A 24116-nucleotide genomic window follows, 5' to 3' on the forward strand; every position below is an offset into this window, starting at 1 on the left:
CTATGCTCATCAAATTTACCCGTTTACTGTTGGTTGCCGGGGTATCCGGTGTGCTGGTGCTACCACCATCAGCCCAAGGCCAAACATTCGCCAAACTCGATAAAGACCCTCCAACTGCCACAGCGCAGGTAGGCCCTAAAAAGCTGGAATCAGCCATCAAAGAGCTGGAGGACCTCTACGCCATTTCTATCGCTTACCCTGCTCCCCTAGCAGAGCTGGAAGCGAAAATACCAGCAGCCATCAACACCAAGCTGTCTGCTGAAGAAAACCTAGCCAGAATCCTAAAGGGCAGTCAGATCAATTACAAAAAAGGTGCTGGCAACTTTTATATGCTAGAAAAATCAAACGCCACAAGCCTTGCTCCTAGCACCACAGCTAGAGTAAAACCTAAAATCGAAGCTGTTGAGCGGACGATTGAAGGACTGGTCTTGGACGATACGGATACTCCCATCCCTGGAGCCAGTGTATTGATCAAAGGGACCATGATAGGCGTAGTCACCGATGTGGATGGCAAATTCACCCTGACTATCCCAGATGAAAACTCAGAGGCGGTGTTGGCTGTTTCATTTATTGGCTTCACCACCCAGGAAATCCCCATTGGCACCACCTCGAATTTCACCATCAAGCTAGCTTCATCAGACCTAGCCCTGAACGAAGTAGTGGTGACTGCATTTGGATTGGAGCGGGACAAGAAAGCGTTGGGTTATGCCACCCAGAGTGTAGATGGAAAATCCTTAACAGAAGCTCGCCCCACAAACGTGGCAAACAGCCTCTCAGGCCGAGTAGCGGGTGTACAGGTCACCGGTAATTCCATGCCAGGAAGTGGGGCCCAGATCGTCATAAGAGGATCCTCCTCAGTAGCCGGTAACAACCAACCCCTGGTCGTAGTGGATGGAGTTCCCTTAGAGCAAACTTCCAGCCGTCAATACGGCAATGGACTTTCTGAAATCAGCCCAGACAACATCAAGGAAATGAACATCCTGAAGGGAGCCACAGCTGCTGCTCTTTACGGGTCCAGAGCTGCCAATGGCGTCATCATGATCACTACTAAAAATGGGTCTGACACCAAGGGACTGGGCATAGAATTCAACAGCAACATGACTTTTGACAACCCGCTGGTGAAACCTGATTTTCAAAACACCTATGGAGGCGGTGCAGGCTATCGCACCTGGTATGTGGATGGTAGAAATGGATTTGACGCGGATGGAATCCGGGGGACTGCGGGCGTAGACGAAAGCTGGGGAGCACCTATGGATGGCAGAATGGTGCCCTTATGGTATTCTGCTCCGGAGCGAGTTGCCTTATTACCCCAGCCAAATAACTGGGAGGAATTCTGGGAAACCGGTCAGAGCATCTCAAACTCAGTGGCACTTTCCGGAGGAAATGAGCAAGGAAGCTTTCGTGTAGCAATAGGGAGATTAGACCAGACCAGCATCATGGCTGACAATGACTACTTCCGAAACAATTTCAAACTCAACACCTCATATAAGTTCATCCCTGAACTTCAGATGAGTGTAAATGCCGAATACATCAAATCTGGCTCTGACAACAGAGGCTTTACAGGCAGTCAGGATTTCATCTGGGCACATAGACACACCGAATACGATAAACTAAAAAACTGGGAAGACTATTACGAAATCCAAAGGCTCACCTTCCGGGATGGTGATGATTATCCTTATGCCAACTGGCAACACGAGTACTTCTCCAATCCTTTCTACAACCAGAAATACCTTCCAAACTCCAATGAGAAGGACAGACTGGTAGGTAGTGTAGCCTTATCCTATGACCTGGGCGAAAACTTCAATATCATGGCCAGAACAGGGACAGATTACTGGACTGACACCCGCATTAACATCAACAGAGCAGAAAGCACGAAAAACAACGTCAAGAGATTTGGCGCCTATTCTGAAAATGTGTACTCCAGCCAGGAAACCAATAGTGACATCATCATCACTTTTGACAAGGACATCACACCAAGGCTATCATTGAAAGTACAGGGAGGGGCTATTAACCGGGTAAATAATTACAAAAGCACCTCAGTAAGTGTAGGAGAACTGACCATAGATGGGTTGTATAACCTTGGCAACTACGCCAGTCCGGTCACACCATCCAGCACCATTAGAGAACAAGTAGTCAATAGTGTTTTTGGCTCAGCACAATTTGGATTTAATAACTACCTGTTCCTGGATGTGACCGGAAGAAACGACTGGTCCAGTACTTTACCCACTTCGGACAATTCATTCTTTTACCCTTCCGCAGCACTGAGTGCCGTTTTAACAGATATTTTCGATGTGCAGTCAGGCTGGTTGTCTTTTGCAAAAGTAAGAGCAAGTTTGGCGCAAGTAGGAAATGATGCAGACCCCTATTTGTTGAATCAGGTTTACTCTTCAGAGGGACTTTGGGCGGGCACTACTCCTACCTATTCCGAGTCCAATGAAATTGCAAACCGAAACCTGAAGCCAGAAATCACCACCGGAAAAGAGGTAGGCGTAGATCTTAGATTCTTCGAAGGAAGAGTAGGCGTAGACTTCACTTATTACCACCAGTCTACTGTAAATCAAATCCTTGCAGTATCAATCTCCACAGCATCCGGCTACAGCAGCCAAATCCTGAATGCCGGAGAAATAACCAACCAAGGAGTAGAATTGACGATAAATGCCACTCCATTCAATACCGCTTCAGGATTTAGTTGGTATACCGCCCTGAATTTCTCCAGAAACAGAAACCAGGTAGTAGAACTGGCTGAGGGCCTTGAAAACTACATTTTAGGCTCACAAAACTCACTGACTTCAGAAGCCAGAGTAGGGCAGCCATACGGTTCGCTTTACGGCAGAAGATACCTGCGTAGCCCAGAGGGCGAGTTGATTTATAATAATGGACTACCAGTCCTGGAAGAAGGGACATTCATAGTCGGTAACATTCAGCCGGATTGGCTTGGAGGCTGGACTAACTCCTTTGCCTACAAAGGCATAGAGCTCAACACGCTGATCGATGTGAAAATGGGCGGGGATATTTTCGACGTGGGAACTGGACTGGCCAGAAAAACAGGTCAGTATATAGAAACCGAAGCCGGTCGAGAGGAAGGCGTAATAGGAAATGGAGTCATGAACATAGGTACTGCAGAAGATCCAGTGTATGTCCCAAATGATGTGATAGCCAACGCAACCACCTTTTGGAACTCGCAAAACCCGAGAACCTATCATGAATCAGGGATTTTTGATGGCACCTATGTCAAGCTTCGCGAACTATCTCTAGGCTATGTATTCCCAAAAAACTTCCTAGGAAACAGCTTCATCCAGTCCATGAAATTGTCATTTGTAGGCCGAAACCTAGCTATCCTATACAAGAACCACCCTCACATGGATCCTGAAGTGGATATGAAAGGCGGCAATGCCCAAGGCTTTGCCTATGGCCAGATGCCAACTACCAGAAGTTTAGGATTCAACTTAAACGTGACTTTTTAATCCAACCATCTACCTGTAAAGAACTAATCACATGAAATCGAGCATGACTAAAAAGCGACATTCTGCCATACTAGCGCGCAATGCGAGATTTCATCTGACCTTTTAAAAACAAATTATAAACAGATGAAAAGAATATATCAATATACGACCGCTATTCTCCTTCTGACTTTTGGTACGATGACTTCCTGTACCAAAGATTTTGAAGAGATCAATACTGACCCAAACAACCCCGTATCCATCTCACCTTCTCTGCTTTTGCCAAACGCAATTCAAACGGTAGTAGACCGATATTGGGGTCATAGCACTCGCTATCAGCGATTGAACATAGATGCGGCAATGTGCTGGATACAGCACTTGTCAAGAAACATCTACATCAATGCTGAGGGAGACAGCTACGAAATCCCACTGACCATTTCATCTGGGACCTGGAACAGTATTTACAACGAATCCCTGATCAATTTTGAACGGGTAAAAACGCTCTCGGCACCGGGATCTTCTTTTGAAAACGCCAATTATCAAGGCATTGCCATGACCATGCAGTCTTTTGCCTTTGCTTATCTGACAGATGTTTTTGGCCCCATCCCCTACACTGAAGCGCTACAAGGTACAGGCGAAGAACCTATCAACTCTCCTAAATATGACTCGCAGGAGGAAATCTATGCCGGAATCCTCAATGAACTGATGGAAGCAAATGACTTGCTGTCTACGGATGGACCTACCGTGGAAGGTGACATTCTCTTCAACGGAGACATCATGAAATGGAAGCGCTTTGCCAATTCTCTGACTCTTCGAATTGCCAATAGACAAGCCAGCCAAAAGCCGGCCGAATCCCGAGCTATAATGGCTCAGATTCTAGGTGACCCGAGCAAGTATCCCGTTTTCGAAAATGTAGAACAGGCAGCAGAACTACATCACTTTGATGTGATAGGCAGTAGAAACAAAATGTTTGATGTTTTCTCTACCCGGTCTGACTGGAACATCAGCAGTACCTTGATAGACAAATTACTGGAGCTGGATGATGAGCGGATTACCGTGTATGCCCAGCCTTTGGAAGACGGTTCCTATGCAGGCCTGCCTAATGGACTCACTGATGCTGCAGCAGGAACTTATAACGCTTCCAGAATCGGATTGAAATACCTAGACCCTACCGCTCCGAGCGTACTAATGACCTATGCGGAACTGGAGTTTATCAAAGCGGAAGCTGCGCTAGATGGAGACATCGAAGGTGATGCTGCTGAATATCTGGAGAGCGCCATCAAAGCCTCATTTAGACAGCAAGGTTTGATCATGCCGGATGACTATATGAGCAGAATAGGCGGAGTGACTAAAGAAAGCATCATGACGCAAAAATGGATAGCCCTATTCGGACAAGGGGTAGAAGCCTGGAACGAATACCGTAGAACTGGCTATCCGGTGATGCCACCCCCAAATCCTAATGCAGTTTTCTCAAATGAAGGGGTTTTACCTACCAGAATTGAATACCCAAGTTCTGAATACTCTCTGAACAAGACGAACCTAGACGAAGGCATCAGCAAACTGGGCGGGTCAGACAATATGAGAACACCTCTATGGTGGGTAGAATAATCCAATCAATCTCCAAAACTCAACAGACATTCCTATGAAAAACTCTATTAATAGATTATTGGCAATTGGAGCAGTAGTCTCCATGATATTCACTCAGTCCTGCGTGGAAACTGAGGAATTGGTCACTCCCAATGTGGCCGCCCCGGTTCTGATTTTATTTGAAGGCAATTCCTTCTCACCGGAATCTCCGGTAACTGTGGCTTCCAAGTTTTTGGAACTGGACAAAACAAACATTCTGGACCACACCCAGGGGATAGATTCCATCCCGGTATCTAATCTCGATATAGCGGTATTTATCAACAATACCACTGCGGTTGCCAGTCTGCTCACGGATGCAGCCGGTGCTGCCGAACTGGTGGTTTCCTGGTCCGAGCTAGGGCTATCTGAACCTACCTCAGGAAGCCAGGTACGACTGGAGTTTGTGGGCGAATACAAGGACATCCCTTTTCGGAAATACCACACCGTCAGAGTAAACTAAGCGCATTTATACATTAAAACTATTTGACTCTAACCTAAACACAAGATCATGAATCACACATTTAACAGAAGAACTTGGATCAAATCCAGCCTGATGGCCATGGGCTCAATGGCTTTGGCACCTGCATTTGCTTCCGCAAAAAATAAATCAATGGCTGTCTATCAGCCAGAATCCATCCTGAATGAGCATATCCCGGCATTTAATTTTGATGAGGCTAGACTGGTAGCCAAATTAAACGCTAACGAAAATCCTTACGGCCCCTCACCCAAAGTCATCAAGGCAATCTCCGACTCAATTTCCTTAGGCAACAGATACGGTCATGGAGAAGCAAGAGAGCTGCTGACCATGATCGCAGAAAAAGAAGGCGTAAGCCCTGATCACATCATGCTCTCTCCTGGTTCTTCGGATATTTTGGAGAAAGTGGCATTTGTCCAGTTTATGAATGGAGGAAACGTAGTCTCTGCAGATCCATCCTACATGTCACTGATGAACACCGCACAAAAACTGGGGGCTACCTGGAAACCCACCTTACTGACAAAGGACTTTCAGCACGATCTGGATGCTATGGAAGCTGCTGTAGATTCCGAGACTAATCTGGTCTATATCTGTAATCCAAACAACCCAACCGGATCGATCACTGATGCTACCAAACTTCGTGCATTCTGTTCCAAAGTCTCCGAGAAAACCCCGGTTTTTATTGACGAAGCCTATTTGGAATTTCTGGACAATCCTGAGAAAAGTTCAATGGTAGGCCTAGTAGCGGAAGGCAAGGATGTCATCATAGCCAGAACATTCTCTAAAATCCACGGAATGGCCGGCCTGAGAATCGGCTATATGGTGGCCCAGCCTGAACGGATCGAAAGCATCACTTCCAAAGTACGAAGTACCATGGGGCTATGCGTGACTTCTCTCAATGGAGCTATTGCCAGCTTAAAAGAAGAATCCTTTCTGAGCAGCTGTCGCGATATGAACACCGCTTGCAGAGAATATACCAAAGGAGAAATCGCAGCCATGGGATACGATATCATCCCATCCCATACCAGCTTTATGATCTTCCCATTGAGAATGGAGGGACAGCCATTTATGAAGGGAATGTATGATAGCGGAGTAGGCATACGGGTATTCAATATCGACAACAAACCTTGGTGCCGGGTAAGTATGGGCACCAAAGAGGAGATGGAAATCTTCGTCGATGCCTTCAAGAAAGTAACAGCATAGAACTAATTACAATATGAGTATTGCACTTCAAAAAACCTTATCGCTGATTCTTCTAATAGTTATTGGACTATTTCTTCAAAAAAAACTCCAAAGTGAAGATCAGAAAAAGGGTTTAAAAACAATCATACTCAACATCGCACTGCCAGCCATGATTTTCGTCGCTTTGCTGAAGATCGAAATCAATCCGGATTTAATGATACTACCGGTTTTGGCTTTGATTTTCAACATAGTGATGATTCTGGTCACGCGTTATGCACTACCGCTTTTTGGAGTGAAGGGAGATACCCCAGCCATGCGTACGCTGATGCTGCTTCTCCCCTCTTTGGCTCCTGGGCTCACCTGCTTCCCCTTTATAGTGGAATATCTCGGTGATGACGTGCTGGCCTGGGCAGCGCTTTCTGATATTGGAAATAAGATTTTTGTGCTCATTCTAGCTTATATGCTGGCTATGTCCTGGTATTACAAGAATCAAAGCCTGAAATCCAAATCCAATACTCAGAAAATCAAACAGCTGCTTCTGGCCATGGTCAGCGAACCCATCAACATGGTGATCCTAGTAGCTATTGGCTTGCTCAGTTTGGGTATCAACATGGATAATTTACCGGGTTTTCTCAGTGCCTCGGTACTGATGATGAAGGACATGATGACTCCCTTGGTCTTGATTTTCATAGGAATCGCAGTCATATTCAAGTGGGATCAGCTAAGGATGATTGCTTCTTTGCTCACTTTCAGAGCAGGGATCACTTTTCTGATTTCCGGATTGTTTATCTGGCTGGTTCCCATGCCTTCAGAGGCGGCTATCCTACTCGCAGTGGTTTTTCCACAGAGTGCAGTCAGCTTCTGGCCGTTTGCACACATGTCGGCAGTACGCAAGCTGGAGCATGAAAACGAAGACCAGAAAAGCAATCCCACATTCGATCTGGAACTTGGGGTCAATGTGCTGGCAGTATCCATGCCATTCAGCACCCTGCTCATTTTAGGGGTATTCACCTCTGGATCCTATTTCTTAAATCCCGTTCACGTAATTTCCATAGGCAGTATTATGATCGGAGCAGCCGTATTGCCAAAGGCAATCGCATTGGTGAAAAGCGCAGATTTCAGCTGGGAAAACCTGAGAGGAAAAGAACTTAAAGACAGTTCGGTAGAACAATAGCTAAGGGTTAGTTATACAATAGGTTTAACTTTGGAAATGCCCGGGTATTGCCCGGGTTTTTTTGCTTTTTGAAAAAAGAAGAGGTTTGCAGATCTTCCATATTTACCCTTAAATTGTCCTTTAAAAACCCCAATATGCCTAAAATCTACGCTTTACTTATTACCCTTTGCCTGGTTTCACTTGTATTTTCCTGTCAGCAAAACTCGGAAAAACCACTTCCTGAGCTCTCTCCAGAGTTTGAAGCAGTGCTGGATGCACATGGTGAGTGGGAAAAATGGTATCGGGCCAAAGCAGAAAGCTATGCCATGATCCATGAGGGAGTTATGACGGAGGAAGATGCATTTATCAACCTGGACAGCCGTAAAATCAGGTTATCAAACACAGAGTTTGAAATGGGATTTGATGGTGAGCAAACTTGGATCAGCCCAAACAGGGAAGCCTATAAAGGAAGATCACTGCGCTTCTACCACAATCTGTATTTCTATTTTTTTAATATCCCCTACATCTTTACAGATCCAGGGGTGACTGTTTCAAAATCCGACCCAAAAACAATCAATGGCAAGGAATACCCCACCTTCAGCGTGAGTTTTGATAAGGAAAAAGGAGCTAGTCCGGATGATCAATACTTCCTATTGATCAACCCTGAGACAAACAGACTGGAGTACTTACTATACACCGTCACCTTTTTCGGGGCTGAAAACCCTCCTTTTAGCGCCTTGAAATATGAGGACTACAGAAACGCTGACGGCGTGTATTTTCCGCGCATTCTTACCGGGTATGCGTATGAGAATGATTCTTTGAAAAACATCAAATACCAAGTCACTTTTGCAGACGCCTTACTATTGGAAGAGGAGTTTGATGAGGAGATTTTCGAAAAGCCAGAGACTGGAGTGTATGGTGACTAAGATTGAGACTGAGATTGCTGCACCTGATTGTCCCGAATGGTGAAAAAGGTGGTATCTACCAAATCAGAGATCTGATTGATCTTGACCTGAAGATTGTCCAAGTACTCATGTAGCCCATATCCTATCAATTCCCCCACTTCGGAAAATTCCAGCCTGGAACGCAATTCTCCTATGGCCTTTTCAGCAGAATTCATGTAGCCGCCACCCAAGTTACCAGAGATGTTGTGAAGACAGTGTTCTGCTTTCTTGATACAGAAATAAATTGACCTGGGGAAATATTTATTCAGCACCAAAAACTCCACCACACAAGCAGGATCGATATTTCCGTACACTCTCCTGTAGGTATTGAATGCAGTCACAGATTTAAGAAGTGCCATCCAGTGCAAGAAATCCAGAGGTGTACCTACCTCCTGATCAGAAGGCAACAAAATATGATACTTCACATCCAAGACTCTAGAGGTTTTATCTGCCCGCTCTAGATACTGCCCAAGCTGCCTGAAATACCAGCCTTCCACTCTAGCCACACTGCTATCTGCTATTCCATAGATTAATAAAATCTGATTTTTGACCTTCTCAAAAAATGGCCTGGGATCTTCTTTTTTCCACACTTTTTTCTCCAGTCCATGCTGCATCATATAATGGAGTTCATTGGATTTTTCCCAGGTTTCTTTACTTAGATTTTCACGGATAATCCTGGCATTTTCCCTGGCAAACTTGATAGAAGAAATCATTGAATTGGGATTTTCGGCATCAAACACCAAGAAAAAAAGCACATTTTGCCTTTCAAACCCTTGGTACTTTGACTTGTAAAGTTCCAAATCTCCGGTGGTGGCAATGAGCGGTAGCCATTGTTCCTTTAGATCACCTGGCAAATCCTGCATGAGGTTAAAGTTCACATCGATAAAACGGGCATAGTTTTCCGCTCTTTCCAGATATCTCCCCAACCAATAAATACTATTCGCAACTCTACTAAGCATGGTCTTTATACATTAATTAATACAATACCCAAGTATCTTTACTTCCGCCTCCCTGAGAGCTGTTCACCACCAAGGACCCTTCCTTCAAAGCTACCCTGGTAAGCGCGCCAGGTATCACTTCTATATCTTTGCCATAAAGGATGTACGGACGAAGATCTACATGCCTACCTGAGATGGTGTTATCCGCCAGAGTAGGTACCGTGGAGAGTGAGAGTGTAGGCTGCGCAATGTAATTTTTGGGGTTATTTCTAATCAGGTTTCTGAATTTCTCATGTTCTTCGGCAGTGGATTTTGGGCCGATAAGCATCCCATAGCCCCCGGCGGCATTGGTCTCCTTCACCACTAGCTCGGAAATATGCTCCAACACATAGGCTCTATCCTCTTCTTCCCTACAGAGATATGTGGGCACATTGTTCAAAATAGGTTGCTCGTTCAGATAATATTCTATGATTTTCGGCACGTACGCATACACAGCCTTATCATCTGCCACACCAGTACCAGGAGCATTTGCTAAGGCTATATTGCCTGCTTTATAAGCCTCAAAAATCCCCGGTACTCCTAGCATGGATTCAGGATTGAAAGTAAGCGGATCCAAAAAGGTATCATCTATCCTACGGTAGAGCACGTCAATCTGCTCTAGACCTTTAGTTGTCTGCATGTAAACTTTATTGTTCTCCACGATAAGATCCACTCCATTCACCAGCTCAACTCCCATCTGCAGAGCCAAATAAGAATGTTCATAATAGGCAGAATTGTAAATCCCGGGAGTGAGCACACCCACTACCGGCTTGGGCTTGTCGGAGAGATTCTGAAGCATGCTTAGAAGCTTAGCCGGATAATCAGAGACAGGCTTCACACCTTTTTGGTTAAAAATATCAGGATACACCCGCTTAATGATCTCCCTGCTTTCCAGCATATAAGACACTCCGGAAGGGCAGCGCAGATTATCTTCCAGCACGTAATATTGCCCATCTACATTTTTGACCAGATCTGTACCTGTGATATGGCACCAGATCCCTTTGGGAGGGGTCAATCCTATACAGGGCTCAAGAAAATCCCTGCTTTTCACAATCAAATCTGAGGGGACTATACCGTCTTTGAGCACCTGCTGCTCATTGTAGATATCCTGTAAAAAATAATTGATGGCCTTGGTCCGCTGCTTCAACCCGGACTCCAATATTTCCCATTCAGAATTGGGGATAATTCTAGGTATAATATCCAAATGTAGGATTTTCTCTAGGCCTTGGTTGTCATGGTACACATTGAAGGTCATGCCCATGGAGCGTTGCGTCTGATTGGCCGAAAACTGCAGGTGATTCATTTTCCTGCTGCTGGTTTTCTTCAAATGCTTGTAAAACTCCTCATAATGGCTTCTAATCTCCCCCTCAGGTGACACCATTTCGTCAAAGTGTCCTCCTGTTTTATAATGATCGATATTCATAAAATTAAGAATTGGAGTTTCGTAGTGTAAAAAGATAGCTCAATTCGAGATATTTTCAAAAATATATCTGAAATAGGATCATTTTATTACCAATAACATTCAAATAATATACAATATTTAAAAATCAAGCTATTTCAATGTCAATACAATAAAATCTATCTACAGTTTGAATCCAAGTAAACTTCTGTCTTAAGATAAGCATTTTTTGAGGCCAATACGAATCAAGTCTTCAACAAATAGTCTATTTTCGAATCATGGTTAAGAGAATATTGAACATCCAAGACAATGCATTGATTAAGCGAATTACACTGTACCGACAGTTTAAAGACGCCATGTTTATAGCTATTGGTGTAGTGATGGCGAGTATTGGACTGAAAGGATTTCTTTTGCCAAATGGCTTTTTCGACGGAGGCGCGATGGGGATGTCACTTTTGCTCGAAATGCTCACTCCGGTGAACCTTTCAATTCTGATTATCCTGGTCAACTTGCCCTTTATTTTACTTGGGGCAAAGCAGGTTTCCGTACCTTTTGCCATCAAAAGCACCCTGGCCATCTTTGGCCTAGCCTTACTAGTTCATTACATAGAAGTTCCTGCAATCACCGCCGATAAATTACTGATTGCGGTCTTTGGCGGTTTTTTCTTGGGTTCTGGAATCGGCTTTGCGATCCGAGGCGGTGCGGTGATCGATGGCACCGAGGTGTTGGCCATTTCTGTGAGCAGAAAGTCCAGTCTCACGGTGGGTGATTTTATCACCGTATTCAACGTCTGCTTGTTTATTGTTGCTGCTATTTTTGTGGATTTAGAAACGGCCATGTACTCCATGCTCACCTATTTTTCAGCATCCAAAACAGTGGATTTCATCATCAACGGGGTAGAAGAATACTTAGGTGTAATGATCATGTCTCCACAAAATGAGGACATCAAGCAGATGATTTCTTACGACCTAGGCAGAGGTGTTACTGTACTGAAATCAGATGGTGGCTACGGGGACAAAGCCAATCAACTACCGGACCGAAAGGTGTTATTCTGCGTGATCACACGTCTGGAGGTGACCAAAATGCTGGTAGAAATCGAAAAAATAGACCCCAAAGCCTTCGTGATCCAATATCCTATCAAGGATACCAAAGGAGGCATGATTAAAAAGAGACCGTTGCATTGAGCATGCAGTAGCTTGACGTTAGTATCAAGATATGAGAGGCCTGTATCAAGGTGCTAGATTTCAGAGAAATGATAGTAGGAAAACAGGAAGTTTATGGAATTATGCTCCAAACTAAAAAGAGCCAAGATGTCCCGGTTCTACAGGGTCATCTTGGCTCTTCGTTCTAAATTCTAGGTTCGTGATTTTTGACTCTAGACTCAGGGCTCTTGATACTAAGGCTCAGACTTGCTTCGCTTCGTTCGGAGCGATGAATTTATGAGATTGTCGATCCACTCGCCGTCCCTTCATGTGGCACCATTAGCTTGAGTTTACCGTCCTTGTCTTCGGCCATCAGGATCATACCTTCACTATCAATTCCCATCATTTTCCTTGGTGCCAAATTAATAAGCATAGTCACTTGTTTACCCACCAAAAATTCCGGCTCAAAATGCTCTGCCACACCGCTGAGCACTGTGCGTTCACCCAATCCTGTATCTACCTTTAGCTTGAGCAATTTCTTTGATTTAGGCATTTTCTCCGCTTGGAGGATGGTCACTACCCGCATATCCAGTTTGGCAAAGTCATCATACGTAATGATCTCTTTCATCACCGGTACAGGTGCATTTGCTGCTTCATTTTCCTTTTTGGCATCCATAAGTTTTTGTACTTGATTTTCTACTACACTGTCTTCTATTTTTTCAAAAAGCAGCCCCATTTTGCCCAGCGTACTTCCTACCTTCAACAATTGGGACTGGCCTGACTGCGACCATTCTGGCTTTTCCAAACCAAAAAGTTCGAAGAGCTTTCCAGCCGTAAATGGCAAAAATGGTTCGGAAACTATCGCCAGATTTGCAGCAATATTAAGCGCGATATTCAGAATAGTCGCTGTTCTACCCTCATCCGTTTTGACTACTTTCCAAGGCTCTGTGTCTGCCAGGTATTTATTGCCCAGTCGAGCTAAATCCATCACCAAAGCCAGCGCTTCACGGAACCTATATCGCTCAATGGAAGAGGCTATCTTTTCGGGGAAGTCTTTCAAAGTAGCTATCACTTCCTCGTCATACCCGGTCAGCTCTCCTGGGGCAGGCACCGTGCCTTGATAATATTTATGGGTCAAAACTACGGCCCTGTTCACAAAATTACCGTAAATGGCTACCAACTCAGAATTATTCCTTGCCTGAAAATCCTTCCAGGTGAAGTCATTGTCCTTAGTCTCAGGAGCATTTGCTGTCAGCACGTAGCGAAGCACATCCTGCTTACCCGGAAATTCCTGCAAATATTCATGAAGCCAAACGGCCCAGTTTCTAGAGGTAGAGATCTTCTCTCCTTCTAGATTCAGAAACTCATTCGCCGGTACGTTATCAGGAAGCACATAGCCACCATGGGTTTTCAAGATGGCCGGGAAGATAATGCAGTGAAAAACGATGTTATCCTTTCCTATAAAATGCACCAACTTGGTATCTTCATCTTTCCAGTATGGCTCCCAATCTATTCCTTTTTCTGCTGCCCATTCTTTGGTAGAAGAAATATATCCTATAGGCGCATCAAACCACACATAGAGCACTTTGCCTTCTGCGTCTTGCAGCGGAACTTTGATCCCCCAGTCCAAATCACGCGTCATGGATCTTGCCTGCAAACCGTCTCCCGCTTCCAACCAAGACCTACATTGGCCCAATACATTGTTTTTCCAATCCTCTGCATGCTCTTCCAGCACCCATTTTTTCAGAAAACTCTGGTACCTCGCCAGATCCAAAAACCAATGCTTGGTTTCTTTCAAAACTGGTGTTCTCCCACTTAGTTTTGACTTAGGATTGATCAGCTCAGTTGGACTCAGGGAACTTCCACATTTCTCGCATTGGTCTCCATAGGCACGCTCATTTCCACATTTGGGACAGGTGCCCTCTATGTAGCGGTCGGCCAAAAACTGCCCTGCTTCTTCATCATAATACTGCTCGGTGCTTTGCTCGATAAACTCTCCTTTTTCGTAGAGGTCCTTAAAAAATCCCTGAGCAGTTTCATGATGGATAGGAGCCGAAGTTCTGGAATAATGATCGAAACTGATTCCAAATTCCTGAAAGCTGCCTTTCATGATTTGATGGTAATGGTCCACCACTTCCTGTGGTGTTTTCCCCTCCTTCTTTGCCTTGATGGTAATGGCTACTCCATGCTCATCAGACCCGCAGATATAGGCCACATCTTTGCCTTGGCTTCGCAAATATCGAACATAAATATCTGATGGAATGTAGCAGCCTGCCAAATGCCCAATATGCAAGGGGCCGTTGGCATAGGGTAAAGCTGAGGTGATGGTGTATCTTTTAAAATTCTTATGACTCATGATGAGGATAAAGTTCGTATTGCTGTGATTGTGGGATTTACTTCCGGAAACCTCCTTTTTATTGGCTGCAAAGATAGGAAAATCAAAGCAAGCTGGGCTTACGCATTCGCAAATTCCTCTCGGGCTTCATCGGTCAAAATCCCATTATAAATAATGGTGGTCACCTGATCATAGATATCCGAAGCGGGAATTTTCAGGCCTTTTTGCATCTCCTCCGGAAACTGGCCGGTAAACCTGGGATCCAAAAGAGACTGAACTGCAGCTGCATACATCATCACTACCAGATTTATGTTGGTGCTTGGATTCATCAATCCCAAAGATACTCCCTGGGTGATTAGCTGCTGAAAGCGAATGTAGGCTGACTCGTTGATGTAGCTTTGCAAATCCTCCCAAACCTCGGGGGCATATTCCCTTAAATCTTCAAAAAGCTCTGGGTTGATCGGAGCCAGATGGGATGCCATGACAGTGAGTGTGGATTTGAGTTTCAGTGGAAAAGGCAGGTATTTATTATCCAAAATCCCTTCCACTTTGGCTGTCAATTTGGTTTTCAGTACTTCAAAAGTAGCAGAGAGCAGCTCTATTTTACCCGGATAATATTTATAAAGCGTCTTTTTGCTCATCCCCAGTACCTGAGCAATCTCATCCATGGTGGTTTGACGATAGCCTTTTTCCAGAAAAAGCTGATAGGCTACATCCAGAATCTTGCTTTCTTTTTGGGATTTTTTGGTCATGGGGACAAATGGGGCGAAAACCTTAAATAGAAGTTTAAATATCGGTAGGATTCTGCAATGAAAAAAAAAGACCGAGCTGCTTGCCCGGTCTATAATGTTGGTTTAGTATTTCAAAAGTTATCTCTCTAAGCTGATATACTTCAAAAACTCATTGCGAGTCTGCTCATCTTGTTCAAACTTTCCTGAATAGAACGAGGTAAGTGTAGAACTTGTTGTGTCTTTGACACCTCTGGAGCTTACACACATATGATCTGCATCCATGATCACGGCCACATCTTCAGTGCCCAGAGCCTCCACCAGCTCATTTCCGATCTGCATAGTCAGGCGTTCCTGCACCTGAGGTCGCTGCGAAAAATACTGAACTATTCTATTGATTTTAGACAATCCTATCACGCTACCATTGGAAATGTAGGCCACATGAGCTTTGCCATGAATAGGTACAAAATGGTGCTCGCAGTGTGAAAAGAAAGTAATATTCTTCTCCACCAGCATCTCATTGTATTTGTATTTATTGTCAAAAAGCTTAGCTACCGGCTTATTCAGCGGGTTTAGACCGCTAAAGACTTCCTTTATATACATCTTTGCAACACGATGCGGAGTGCCCTTCAGACTATCATCGGTGAGATCCAGCCCCATGATGTGCATAATTTCACGGAAGTGCTTTTCGATCAGTTCGATCTTCAGCTCATCATCCATTTCAAATGCATCCTCTCTCAGGGGAGTTTCAAGGGAGGTACCCACATGCTCATCACCTATATCTTCGGCTGTAGCTCTGGCGATATTAATTCCCATCGTATTCAACAAAGTTTCTTTCTGTTTCATAAAGTCGAATCGTTAACTCGAATTTTCGATCAATTTTTTCCCTTAAAATATTCCAAACAACCACTGCAATGTTTTCAGCGGTAGGGTTAAGTTCTTTGAATTCATCGGTATCCAGGTTCAAATTTTTGTGATCTAATTTTCTCAATACATGCTCCTTGATCAAATCACTGAGCACTTTCATATCATATACATACCCCGTCCGAGGGTCTATCTCCCCCCTTAGTTTTACGACCAATTCATAATTGTGTCCATGAAAATGAGGATTATTGCACTTCCCGAAAACAGCTTGGTTTTGCTCGTCTGACCAGTCAGGGTTGTGTAATCTGTGTGCCGCATTGAAATGCTCTTTTCTGTAAACTGATACTTTCATGAATTGCTGAAACAGCCGCTATTCTGCTTTTGTTTGAATTATTTTTGATAAAGACTGTTAGACTGCATAGAGCATCCTGACAGACAGTGGAATAATTTTCGGAACGCAAAAATACAGAATATTAATTGGTACCAAAACCTACCTTCTCCAGCCATTAAGGCTAGAACCCTGAAAAGTACCGAGATGGTTCCGAAGAGTTTTCACATCTTTTATGACATTAACCATAAGAGACTGAGGTTAAGCTCGTTTGTACTACGGGCCTTAGTCCCTAAATTTGCACAATCACCCAGATGCTTATGCTTTACCAAACCCTTGCGATTACCTTCCTCCTTTTCATAGGAAGTTTCCCACAGCCAAATATCAAAGCAGAAAAACCTGCCATTATCACCTCCATAGACCCCATCAGCACCATTTATAACGGCCTGCAAAGCAGCACAGGGGTGTTACCTTCTAAAGAGGTGTTTACCCTAGCCTTTCAAGGCTGGACCAAAATGAAAGAAGATCTGAAATCAAAAGTATTGACGGTCATAGATTTCAGCCTGCCTTCTACGGCTAAAAGAATGTGGATCATAGACCCAGAAAAGGGTGAAATCCTATTGAACTCCGTGGTATCTCATGGCAGAAATTCCGGAGAATTGATGGCAATATCTTTTTCCAACCAACCTGAATCTTACAAAAGCAGTCTGGGATTCTATAAAACTGCAGAAACCTACTCCGGAAAACATGGGTACTCTCTGCGACTGGATGGTTTGGAAAAAGGCTTCAACGACCAGGCCAGAAATCGAGCGATTGTCATTCACGGGGCGGATTACGCCCGGGAAGAATTCGCAAAATCCGTGGGAAGACTAGGAAGAAGCCTAGGCTGTCCAGCTCTTCCAAGCGAGCTTTCTGACCAAGCCATAGATTTAATCAAGGAGGGGTCTTTACTTTTTATCTATGGACAAGACGAAAATTACCTCAATAAATCAAGCTTGATCCAGGCTTGATTTTTGGCTTCGCAAAGCTTTCAGAAGTGCTGAATCCCGATCATAAACATCAGACCTGAAATTAGCTTTGCCATCTTTATCTGCCCAAAAGGTCATATAAAGCAGGACAACCGGGATTTTTCGGTCCAATTCCACCACTTCTTCATTTTCCTGGTGCATGGCTTTCTGGATTTTTTCATCATCCCATTCCTTATCATCCAGTAGGATTTTAGCAAACTGATCCGGGTTTTGAATTCGGATACATCCATGGCTCAGTGCTCTGGTCTCCTTGGCAAAGAGACTTCTGGCCGGAGTATCATGGATATAGATATTATAGTCATTAGGAAACATAAATTTCACTAAACCAAGGGAATTGTCTCCTCCGGGTTTCTGGCGAACACGATACCCCTGATCTTTGGATAAGTTTACCTTGGAGGCTTTCACCACCTCACCGCTGCCGCTGACTACCTCCATATTTTTTTGTGAAAGGTAATCTGGATTCTTATTGATTGAGGGTATGATCTCATCGTTGGTAATGGATTCAGGGATATTCCAGTACGGACTAAAGACGATATAACTCATGGGGGCAGTGAAAGTCGGAGATTCATTGTATTCCTTTCCCACGATCACTTTTGCCGTGAAGGCCGTATCCAGGTGGTGCATGTAATCCAACTGATAGTTGGCAATATTAACCAGTACCATCTCCTGGTCCCAGTCCATTTTTGGCATCCATCTCAGTCGCTCCATATTCACAGCAGCAATGTCGATCAGATCCTGGGGTGACTTATTCAGTGACTCCGCCGCCAAGGTCCCGATAATTCCATCCGGTTTCATTCCATTGGATTTTTGATAATCCTGCAATCCGGCAAACATAATAGAATCAAAAAGTGTAGCTTCCTTGATTTCGTAAGGTTCCAGAAAGCCCCAAAACATCAGTCGCTTTCGCAAAGCTGGAATGGCGGCATGCATCTCTCCCACCTCAATAGCACCTTCTACCTGTGCAAACTCCCATGCGAGCGTATCATTTGCTTGAATTTGATACAGTTCTTCTATAGCCTCTCTACCTCTGGCATATAGTTCGGAGTGGGGATAGAGCTCCTGCAAAGTATGCTCTACAGACCTTCCTGCTCCAATCTCCGTGAGCAGATGCAAATAATCGATTTTAGATTCCTTCTTTTCAAATTTCCAATTGGGATCCAGACTGGCTGGGTTTACCTTACCATTTTCCAAGTCATGCGCCAAAGTCAAGAAAGCATCACTCAACATCAGCTCCAGGCTGAGCATTTCATCAGTTGAGAGATTTCGGAATTTCTTGTTTTCTTTTTCCGGGTCTGATGAAAGTGCGTTAATTTCCTCTAAAGAATAATCAACAGGCTGAAGCCCGTCATATTTGGAGTTTTCAATCTGTTCCAATAGCTCCTCGCCTGAATTAGAAAGCGAGCCATTAAACAGCCAAACCTCCAGGTATTCCCGATTTGCATAAAAGGCCTGGATTTGAGCACTAAATTTAGACTGGGACAAAACCCCTGACTTTTCACCAGTCAGACTTTCCCTTAATTCGTCTTTCAGGTCTGATCTTCTATGGTTTGAATACCAAAAAAGTCCAATCCCAACAATTAGTACTGTGGCTATGCCGGCAATTATCTTTTTGTTCATAAAAGGCTTTGGTGTTTATCCTTTTATTATCCAAAGTTCGTACGCGATATTAATTTTGCGACAGAACCCGAAAAAAGACTCATTACACCACTCTAAACCAAGCGCTTAACCCAATACATAAAAAAACTGAGTAACAGAGAATAACATGGATGCTGAGATGCTATTTGCCCAAAACGGGGTATTGCATTTCACATTCTTAAGATGACTTTTCATTCAAGGCCATCAAAACTGCCTGATCTCTCTCATAAATATCATCCCGGAAATGTGCTTCTCCTTTGGAATCTGCCCAAAAAGTCAAATAGACCAACACCACTGGAATGGGCTTTTTCAATTTTACTACCTGTTCATGGGTTTGGCTCATCGCCTCATTGATCCTTTCCATGGTCCATTCCGGCTCATCACGTAGCAGCATCTTTGCAAAATCAGCGGGATTTTGAATGCGGATACAACCGTGACTTCTGGACCTGTCATCATTGGCAAACAATGACCTTGCGTTGGTATCATGAATGTAAACGTTATGTTTATTAGGAAACATGAATTTCACCAAACCCAAAGAATTTCCCGGACCGGGCTTTTGCCTGACCAAATAAGGAAAAGATTTGGAATGCCAGTCGATTGAATTTGGATCTACCACCTGTCCAGCAGGAGTAACTACCTCCATATTCTTGGAGTTGATATAGTTTGGGTTTTTTCTGGCACTTGGGATGATTTCCCCACGAGTAATAGAATAGGGAATATTCCAATAAGGACTAAAAACGATGTAGCTCATTTCCTCCATGAAAATCGGTGTTTCATGGTATTTACGACCCACTATAACCCGTTCTGTGAGCAGTGTATCTAGATTTTTAAAATAATCCAGCTGAAAATTGGCAATATTTACCAGGATAAATTCAGCATTTTCTACCGTATCCGGAAGCCAGCGTAAGCGCTCTAAGTTCACTCTGGCTTTATCGATTTTGGCTTGAGGGGAATCATTTAGCGCTGCAGCTGTCACTTTTCCTATGACACCGTCAATGACCATTCCGTGATATCCCTGAAAATCCTTGATACCGGCCATCATCACTGAGTCATAAAGTTTCGGTTCTTTTACCTCGTATTGATCCAAAAGTCCCCAGTATTGAAGCCTTTCTCTTAAGATCGGAATATCATTATTGGTATCCCCTACCTTCAGGGCTTTGGAGACCTTCACTTTTTTCCAATTCAGTGAATCTTCCTTTTCTTCTTCCACCAGTGCTCTCAGCACTTCACGACCTCTTTTGTAAACAGGAAATTTAGGATAAAGCGTCTCCAGAGTCTGTCGAATTTGCCCGCTGGCAATGGCCTCGTCCAACAAATCCGGATAATAAACCAATTGCTCTTTACGCTGTATCTCCCATTCCTCATCTATTAGGGATGGATCTACCTTACCTATCTCCAGATGACTAGCCAAATGGAAAAAAGCATCACTGAGTAGCATATCCAAATCAGCCAGATCACCTGGATCATTGGATTTGCCCATCGCCATATTGGTTTCGAATTTCGAGAAAAACCCGTCTATTGCTTCCAGATTGTAATCCCTTGGATTTAACCCATCAAACTGGGACTGTTTGATTTCAAACCGCAGTGCGTAAGCCAGTTCAGAAAGTATCCCTTCCACAGACCAAACCTCCTCAAAATACCGATCCGTGTAGAAATTGATTACATCATCAGTAGTCAAAAGTGTGGTATTCCTGATTTTGAGTTTTTCTCCAGGTGGATCAGTTTCAATTCTAAACCTGATTATTTCAGCTATTTGGGATGAGTCTAGAGGAACTGCATCTAAAGCGTGAAAAATGAAAAAGAAGCCTACTACTAAAAATAACTTGTACATGGAGTTATTTTAAGAGTTCACTTCGAAATCCTGATACTTTCTACCCAGTACCCAAGCTTCCTTCAGCATTTCGAGGAATGCTCCCATTTTATGAAGAGGGATCAAATTCGGCCCATCGCTCAGTGCTTTGGAGGGCTCCGGATGGGTCTCGATGAAAAAGCCGTCGATTCCTGTAGCCGCAGCGGCTCTGGCCAGGATGGGTGCAAACTCCCGCTGTCCTCCACTACTACCGCCCTGTCCCCCCGGCTGCTGTACAGAATGGGTAATATCAAAAACCACAGGAGCAAATTGACGCATAATAGGCAAGCCTCTCATATCCACTACCAGATTGTGATATCCCAAAGAAAATCCTCGTTCTGTCAAGCACACGTTGTCATTTCCGGCAGCTCTGACCTTGCTGACTGCATATTGCATATCTTCAGGGGCCATAAACTGTCCCCGCTTGATTTTGACTGCTTTTCCTGTTTCTGCAGCTGCCAAAAGCAAGTCTGTTTGTCTGCATAAAAATGCCGGGATCTGCAAAACATCTACTACTTCAGCCACCTCTTTGGCCTGGTAACTCTCATGGATATCTGTCACCAGCGGCACCTGAAGTTCCTTGCCCACTCTCTGCAAAACCGCTAAAGATTTATCCATCCCTATGCTTCTGAAGGAAGCAGAAGATGTACGGTTAGCTTTATCAAAAGAAGCCTTAAACACATAAGAAAATCCGTGCTGCTCAGCCCATGCTTTGGTCTTACTGCCGATCTCCATGCAAATGTCAAAACTCTCCACAGCACATGGACCTGCGAATAAAACTGGTTTTTCTTCACCCAATACCACAGAATCGGTGATCTTCATGACTTGCTTATTTCTTTGCATTTTCTTGCTGGGATAAGGTTTCTATAATTGGGACTAAATTGTTTTTGGCATGTAAAAGTAAGTCTCCCACTTCTCTGAAAACGCCCTCTCCTCCTTTAAATCTGGACACATAGTGGGCTATTGGCTTTACATATTCCAAGGCATCTGCCGAAACTACCGCCAAGCCTACGCGGCTCAAAATAGGCAAATCAATCAAATCATCACCGATGTAAGCTACTTCATCAGCCTGTAAAACCAGGGTTTCCAATACCTCGTCAAATTTTTTGCCTTTGTTTTTCACACCGTGGTAATGAAAGTCAAATTTGAGTTCCTCACAGCGGTTTTGAACCACATAAGACTCCCTACCGGTGATCGCCCCCACCATCAAACCGCTTTTACGGAGGTGATACACGATGAGACCATCTTTCACACTGAATTTCTTAAATTCCAGCTTATTGTTGTCGTAGATGATCCCCCCATCCGTCATCACTCCGTCTATATCGGTAATGACCAATTTTATTTTGGCCGCTCTTTCCCAGATATCTTCCGAAATATGGGAAAAGTATGCGTTTACTATTTTTTCTGCTTCCATTGAATTGAATAAAGATCGAGCCTTCTCTGCTCTAGGTTTCTAACACTTCCTGCTTTTCTTTGCTTGGTGAGGAGATCCAAATCTACATCTGCCACGATGATTGTTTCTTCATTTTCCGAAGCCATGGCTACCACAGCATCATGGGGAAATGAGAAATCCGAAGGGGAGTAGATCGCTGCCTGAGAATACTGAATATCCATGTTTTCTACCTTAGGCAGATTGCCGACGGAACCGGTGATGGCCACATAACACTCGTTTTCTATCGCTCTGGATTTCGCACAGGTATTCACACGAAGAAAGGCATTCTTAGTATCTGTCCAAAATGGCACAAAGAGAATATCCATTTCCTGCTCTGCCAAAATCCTACCCAGTTCAGGAAATTCTACATCATAACAAATCAAAATCCCGATTCTACCTGCATCTGTATCGAATACATTGATGCCATTCCCTCCTTGAAGTCCCCAATAGGCCGCTTCATCCGGAGTGATATGCAGTTTGTATTGCTTATCCTGCGTACCGTCTCTCCTACAGAGGTAACTCACATTTCTAAGCTTCTTGCCATCGTATTCCGGCATGGAGCCCCCTATGATGTTCACATTATAAGAAACAGCCAGATCACTCATTCGGCTTACGATTTCATCCGTGTATTCTGCCAAATTCCGTATGGCTTCCGAAGCATCCATATCGTTGAATTCTGCCAATAATGGGGCATTGAAAAACTCAGGAAGTAGGCAGAAGTCGGATTTATAACCGGAAACAGTGTCCACAAAAAACTCCACTTGCTGCATCAGATCATCCACATTGGAAAATCTACGCATTTTCCACTGCACCAAACCCAGACGTACAATGGACTTCTTATTACCGATCAGTTTTTCATCTTTCTCATAATAGATGTTGATCCACTCCAGCAAAGTGGCATAGGCTCTGGAGTCCGTATCTTCCGGCAAGTATTTGGTAATCACCTTTCTTACGTGAAATTCATTCGCAATCTGAAAGGACAAAACCGGATCGTAAATCTCCTTGTTTTTCACCAGATCTATGTACTTGCGGGGAGTCATCTCCTCTGCATAGTTGGCATAGCCAGGTATTCTACCTCCTGCGATGATGGAGCGTAGATTCAGATTTTCGCACAGTTCTTTTCTCGCGTCATATAGCCTTCGCCCCAGTCGCATCCCCCTGTATTCCAAGGAGACAAAGACATCGGTACCGTAAAGGGTGTCCCCTTCCATATCGTGCGTATCAAACTTCCCATAGCCAGTAATCTGATCGTACGTATGATTGTCACCGAAACGATTATAATCCACCACAATACTAAGGGCAGCCGCCACTACCTTCCCATTATCCTCAATCCCAATTTGGCCCTCTGGAAAGGCTCTCAACTGATTTCTCAGCTCTTCCTTAGTCCAAGCACCACCTTTGTTTTTATAGATTGAAATCATGATCTCCCGGATATCTTCATAGTCCGAGAGTTTTATATTTCGCAGCTTCAGCCGGTGCTCCAGTTCTTCTTTTTGCTTACTCATGGCTCAAAATTAGCCAAATTCAAACAATTATTATCATCGGTACAATTACCAGATTCGGGGACAAGAACGGATTT

At 44.0% G+C, this 24116-nt stretch carries 19 protein-coding genes; 8 read left to right on the forward strand and 11 right to left on the reverse strand.

Features of this window, described 5'->3' with window-relative positions; translation table 11 throughout:
- Window positions 1-2 precede the first annotated feature (2 nt).
- The 6 genes from PBT90_RS12495 to PBT90_RS12520 all read left to right on the forward strand — a co-directional run bounded on the left by PBT90_RS12495 (window position 3) and on the right by PBT90_RS12520 (window position 8802).
- A complete protein-coding gene (locus PBT90_RS12495) occupies window positions 3-3464 on the forward strand; it encodes a SusC/RagA family TonB-linked outer membrane protein (RefSeq protein ID WP_264810921.1) in 3462 nt (1153 codons plus the stop codon).
- A gap of 123 nt (window positions 3465-3587) precedes the next feature.
- Window positions 3588-5048 carry a SusD/RagB family nutrient-binding outer membrane lipoprotein gene (locus PBT90_RS12500; protein ID WP_264810922.1) on the forward strand — a complete coding sequence of 487 codons (1461 nt, stop codon included), beginning with the start codon at window positions 3588-3590 and terminating at the stop codon, window positions 5046-5048.
- A 34-nt stretch (window positions 5049-5082) separates the two neighbouring features.
- On the forward strand, window positions 5083-5526 hold the full coding sequence (locus PBT90_RS12505; protein WP_264810923.1) for a hypothetical protein: 444 nt from the start codon (window positions 5083-5085) through the stop codon (window positions 5524-5526).
- A 48-nt stretch (window positions 5527-5574) separates the two neighbouring features.
- Complete coding sequence (locus PBT90_RS12510; protein ID WP_264810924.1) at window positions 5575-6744, forward strand: pyridoxal phosphate-dependent aminotransferase; 1170 nt, start codon at window positions 5575-5577, stop codon at window positions 6742-6744.
- A gap of 13 nt (window positions 6745-6757) precedes the next feature.
- A complete protein-coding gene (locus PBT90_RS12515; RefSeq protein WP_264810925.1) occupies window positions 6758-7897 on the forward strand; it encodes an AEC family transporter in 1140 nt (379 codons plus the stop codon).
- A gap of 134 nt (window positions 7898-8031) precedes the next feature.
- Window positions 8032-8802 (forward strand): DUF6503 family protein, encoded by a 771-nt coding sequence (locus PBT90_RS12520; protein ID WP_264810926.1) that lies wholly within the window; start codon window positions 8032-8034, stop codon window positions 8800-8802.
- Here the strand turns inward: PBT90_RS12520 and PBT90_RS12525 are convergent.
- Both PBT90_RS12525 and PBT90_RS12530 read right to left on the reverse strand, forming a co-directional pair.
- Window positions 8799-9779, reverse strand: coding sequence for an alpha-E domain-containing protein (locus PBT90_RS12525; RefSeq protein ID WP_264810927.1), 981 nt, complete (start codon window positions 9777-9779; stop codon window positions 8799-8801). The two genes, PBT90_RS12520 and PBT90_RS12525, sit on opposite strands and share 4 nt — an antisense overlap.
- Window positions 9780-9795: 16 nt before the next feature.
- Entirely contained in the window at window positions 9796-11220 is a 1425-nt protein-coding gene (locus PBT90_RS12530; RefSeq protein ID WP_270129542.1) for a circularly permuted type 2 ATP-grasp protein, read from the reverse strand.
- A gap of 254 nt (window positions 11221-11474) precedes the next feature.
- On the opposite strand from PBT90_RS12530, the gene PBT90_RS12535 reads away from it, so the two are divergent.
- Window positions 11475-12380, forward strand: a complete 906-nt coding sequence (locus PBT90_RS12535; RefSeq protein ID WP_264810929.1) for a YitT family protein — start codon at window positions 11475-11477, stop codon at window positions 12378-12380.
- A 253-nt stretch (window positions 12381-12633) separates the two neighbouring features.
- Here the strand turns inward: PBT90_RS12535 and metG are convergent, their stop codons facing one another.
- From metG to PBT90_RS12555, 4 genes are all read right to left on the reverse strand, one after another.
- A complete protein-coding gene (gene metG / locus PBT90_RS12540; RefSeq protein WP_264810930.1) occupies window positions 12634-14694 on the reverse strand; it encodes a methionine--tRNA ligase in 2061 nt (686 codons plus the stop codon).
- 98 nt (window positions 14695-14792) lie between these two features.
- Window positions 14793-15425, reverse strand: a complete 633-nt coding sequence (locus PBT90_RS12545) for a TetR/AcrR family transcriptional regulator (protein WP_270129545.1) — start codon at window positions 15423-15425, stop codon at window positions 14793-14795.
- A 117-nt stretch (window positions 15426-15542) separates the two neighbouring features.
- On the reverse strand, window positions 15543-16247 hold the full coding sequence (folE, locus tag PBT90_RS12550) for a GTP cyclohydrolase I FolE (RefSeq protein WP_270129547.1): 705 nt from the start codon (window positions 16245-16247) through the stop codon (window positions 15543-15545).
- Window positions 16207-16617, reverse strand: coding sequence for a 6-pyruvoyl trahydropterin synthase family protein (locus tag PBT90_RS12555; RefSeq protein ID WP_264810933.1), 411 nt, complete (start codon window positions 16615-16617; stop codon window positions 16207-16209). The genes folE and PBT90_RS12555 overlap by 41 nt, the downstream gene beginning before the upstream one ends.
- Window positions 16618-16913: 296 nt before the next feature.
- Here PBT90_RS12555 and PBT90_RS12560 point away from each other — a divergent pair, with 296 nt between their 5' ends.
- Window positions 16914-17603, forward strand: a complete 690-nt coding sequence (locus tag PBT90_RS12560) for a murein L,D-transpeptidase catalytic domain family protein (protein ID WP_270129555.1) — start codon at window positions 16914-16916, stop codon at window positions 17601-17603.
- On the opposite strand, the gene PBT90_RS12565 is transcribed toward PBT90_RS12560, so the two are convergent.
- From PBT90_RS12565 to PBT90_RS12585, 5 genes are all read right to left on the reverse strand, one after another.
- Window positions 17583-19238, reverse strand: coding sequence for a L,D-transpeptidase family protein (locus PBT90_RS12565; protein WP_264810935.1), 1656 nt, complete (start codon window positions 19236-19238; stop codon window positions 17583-17585). The genes PBT90_RS12560 and PBT90_RS12565 overlap by 21 nt on opposite strands.
- 196 nt (window positions 19239-19434) lie before the next feature.
- A complete protein-coding gene (locus tag PBT90_RS12570) occupies window positions 19435-21087 on the reverse strand; it encodes a L,D-transpeptidase family protein (RefSeq protein WP_264810936.1) in 1653 nt (550 codons plus the stop codon).
- Between the two features lie 9 nt (window positions 21088-21096).
- Window positions 21097-21948, reverse strand: coding sequence for a 3-deoxy-8-phosphooctulonate synthase (gene kdsA / locus PBT90_RS12575; RefSeq protein ID WP_264810937.1), 852 nt, complete (start codon window positions 21946-21948; stop codon window positions 21097-21099).
- Entirely contained in the window at window positions 21935-22519 is a 585-nt protein-coding gene (locus PBT90_RS12580; RefSeq protein WP_264810938.1) for a KdsC family phosphatase, read from the reverse strand. The genes kdsA and PBT90_RS12580 overlap by 14 nt, the downstream gene beginning before the upstream one ends.
- Window positions 22501-24042 carry a bifunctional GNAT family N-acetyltransferase/carbon-nitrogen hydrolase family protein gene (locus tag PBT90_RS12585; protein WP_264810939.1) on the reverse strand — a complete coding sequence of 514 codons (1542 nt, stop codon included), beginning with the start codon at window positions 24040-24042 and terminating at the stop codon, window positions 22501-22503. Before PBT90_RS12585 ends, PBT90_RS12580 begins: the two co-directional genes overlap by 19 nt.
- Window positions 24043-24116 lie beyond the last annotated feature (74 nt).

The organism is Algoriphagus sp. TR-M9, from assembly GCF_027594545.1.
GTDB classification, from domain to species: Bacteria; Bacteroidota; Bacteroidia; order Cytophagales; family Cyclobacteriaceae; genus Algoriphagus; species Algoriphagus halophytocola.

Excerpts from the sequence above, each read along its gene's own strand:
- PBT90_RS12495 (WP_264810921.1), top strand. The coding sequence starts at position 3 with ATGCTCATCAAATTTACCCGTTTACTGTTGGTTGCCGGGGTATCCGGT.
- PBT90_RS12500 (WP_264810922.1), top strand. The coding sequence starts at position 3,588 with ATGAAAAGAATATATCAATATACGACCGCTATTCTCCTTCTGACTTTT.
- PBT90_RS12505 (WP_264810923.1), top strand. The coding sequence starts at position 5,083 with ATGAAAAACTCTATTAATAGATTATTGGCAATTGGAGCAGTAGTCTCC.
- PBT90_RS12510 (WP_264810924.1), top strand. The coding sequence starts at position 5,575 with ATGAATCACACATTTAACAGAAGAACTTGGATCAAATCCAGCCTGATG.
- PBT90_RS12515 (WP_264810925.1), top strand. The coding sequence starts at position 6,758 with ATGAGTATTGCACTTCAAAAAACCTTATCGCTGATTCTTCTAATAGTT.
- PBT90_RS12520 (WP_264810926.1), top strand. The coding sequence starts at position 8,032 with ATGCCTAAAATCTACGCTTTACTTATTACCCTTTGCCTGGTTTCACTT.
- PBT90_RS12525 (WP_264810927.1), bottom strand. The coding sequence starts at position 9,779 with ATGCTTAGTAGAGTTGCGAATAGTATTTATTGGTTGGGGAGATATCTG.
- PBT90_RS12530 (WP_270129542.1), bottom strand. The coding sequence starts at position 11,220 with ATGAATATCGATCATTATAAAACAGGAGGACACTTTGACGAAATGGTG.
- PBT90_RS12535 (WP_264810929.1), top strand. The coding sequence starts at position 11,475 with ATGGTTAAGAGAATATTGAACATCCAAGACAATGCATTGATTAAGCGA.
- metG (WP_264810930.1), bottom strand. The coding sequence starts at position 14,694 with ATGAGTCATAAGAATTTTAAAAGATACACCATCACCTCAGCTTTACCC.
- PBT90_RS12545 (WP_270129545.1), bottom strand. The coding sequence starts at position 15,425 with ATGACCAAAAAATCCCAAAAAGAAAGCAAGATTCTGGATGTAGCCTAT.
- folE (WP_270129547.1), bottom strand. The coding sequence starts at position 16,247 with ATGAAACAGAAAGAAACTTTGTTGAATACGATGGGAATTAATATCGCC.
- PBT90_RS12555 (WP_264810933.1), bottom strand. The coding sequence starts at position 16,617 with ATGAAAGTATCAGTTTACAGAAAAGAGCATTTCAATGCGGCACACAGA.
- PBT90_RS12560 (WP_270129555.1), top strand. The coding sequence starts at position 16,914 with ATGCTTTACCAAACCCTTGCGATTACCTTCCTCCTTTTCATAGGAAGT.
- PBT90_RS12565 (WP_264810935.1), bottom strand. The coding sequence starts at position 19,238 with ATGAACAAAAAGATAATTGCCGGCATAGCCACAGTACTAATTGTTGGG.
- PBT90_RS12570 (WP_264810936.1), bottom strand. The coding sequence starts at position 21,087 with ATGTACAAGTTATTTTTAGTAGTAGGCTTCTTTTTCATTTTTCACGCT.
- kdsA (WP_264810937.1), bottom strand. The coding sequence starts at position 21,948 with ATGCAAAGAAATAAGCAAGTCATGAAGATCACCGATTCTGTGGTATTG.
- PBT90_RS12580 (WP_264810938.1), bottom strand. The coding sequence starts at position 22,519 with ATGGAAGCAGAAAAAATAGTAAACGCATACTTTTCCCATATTTCGGAA.
- PBT90_RS12585 (WP_264810939.1), bottom strand. The coding sequence starts at position 24,042 with ATGAGTAAGCAAAAAGAAGAACTGGAGCACCGGCTGAAGCTGCGAAAT.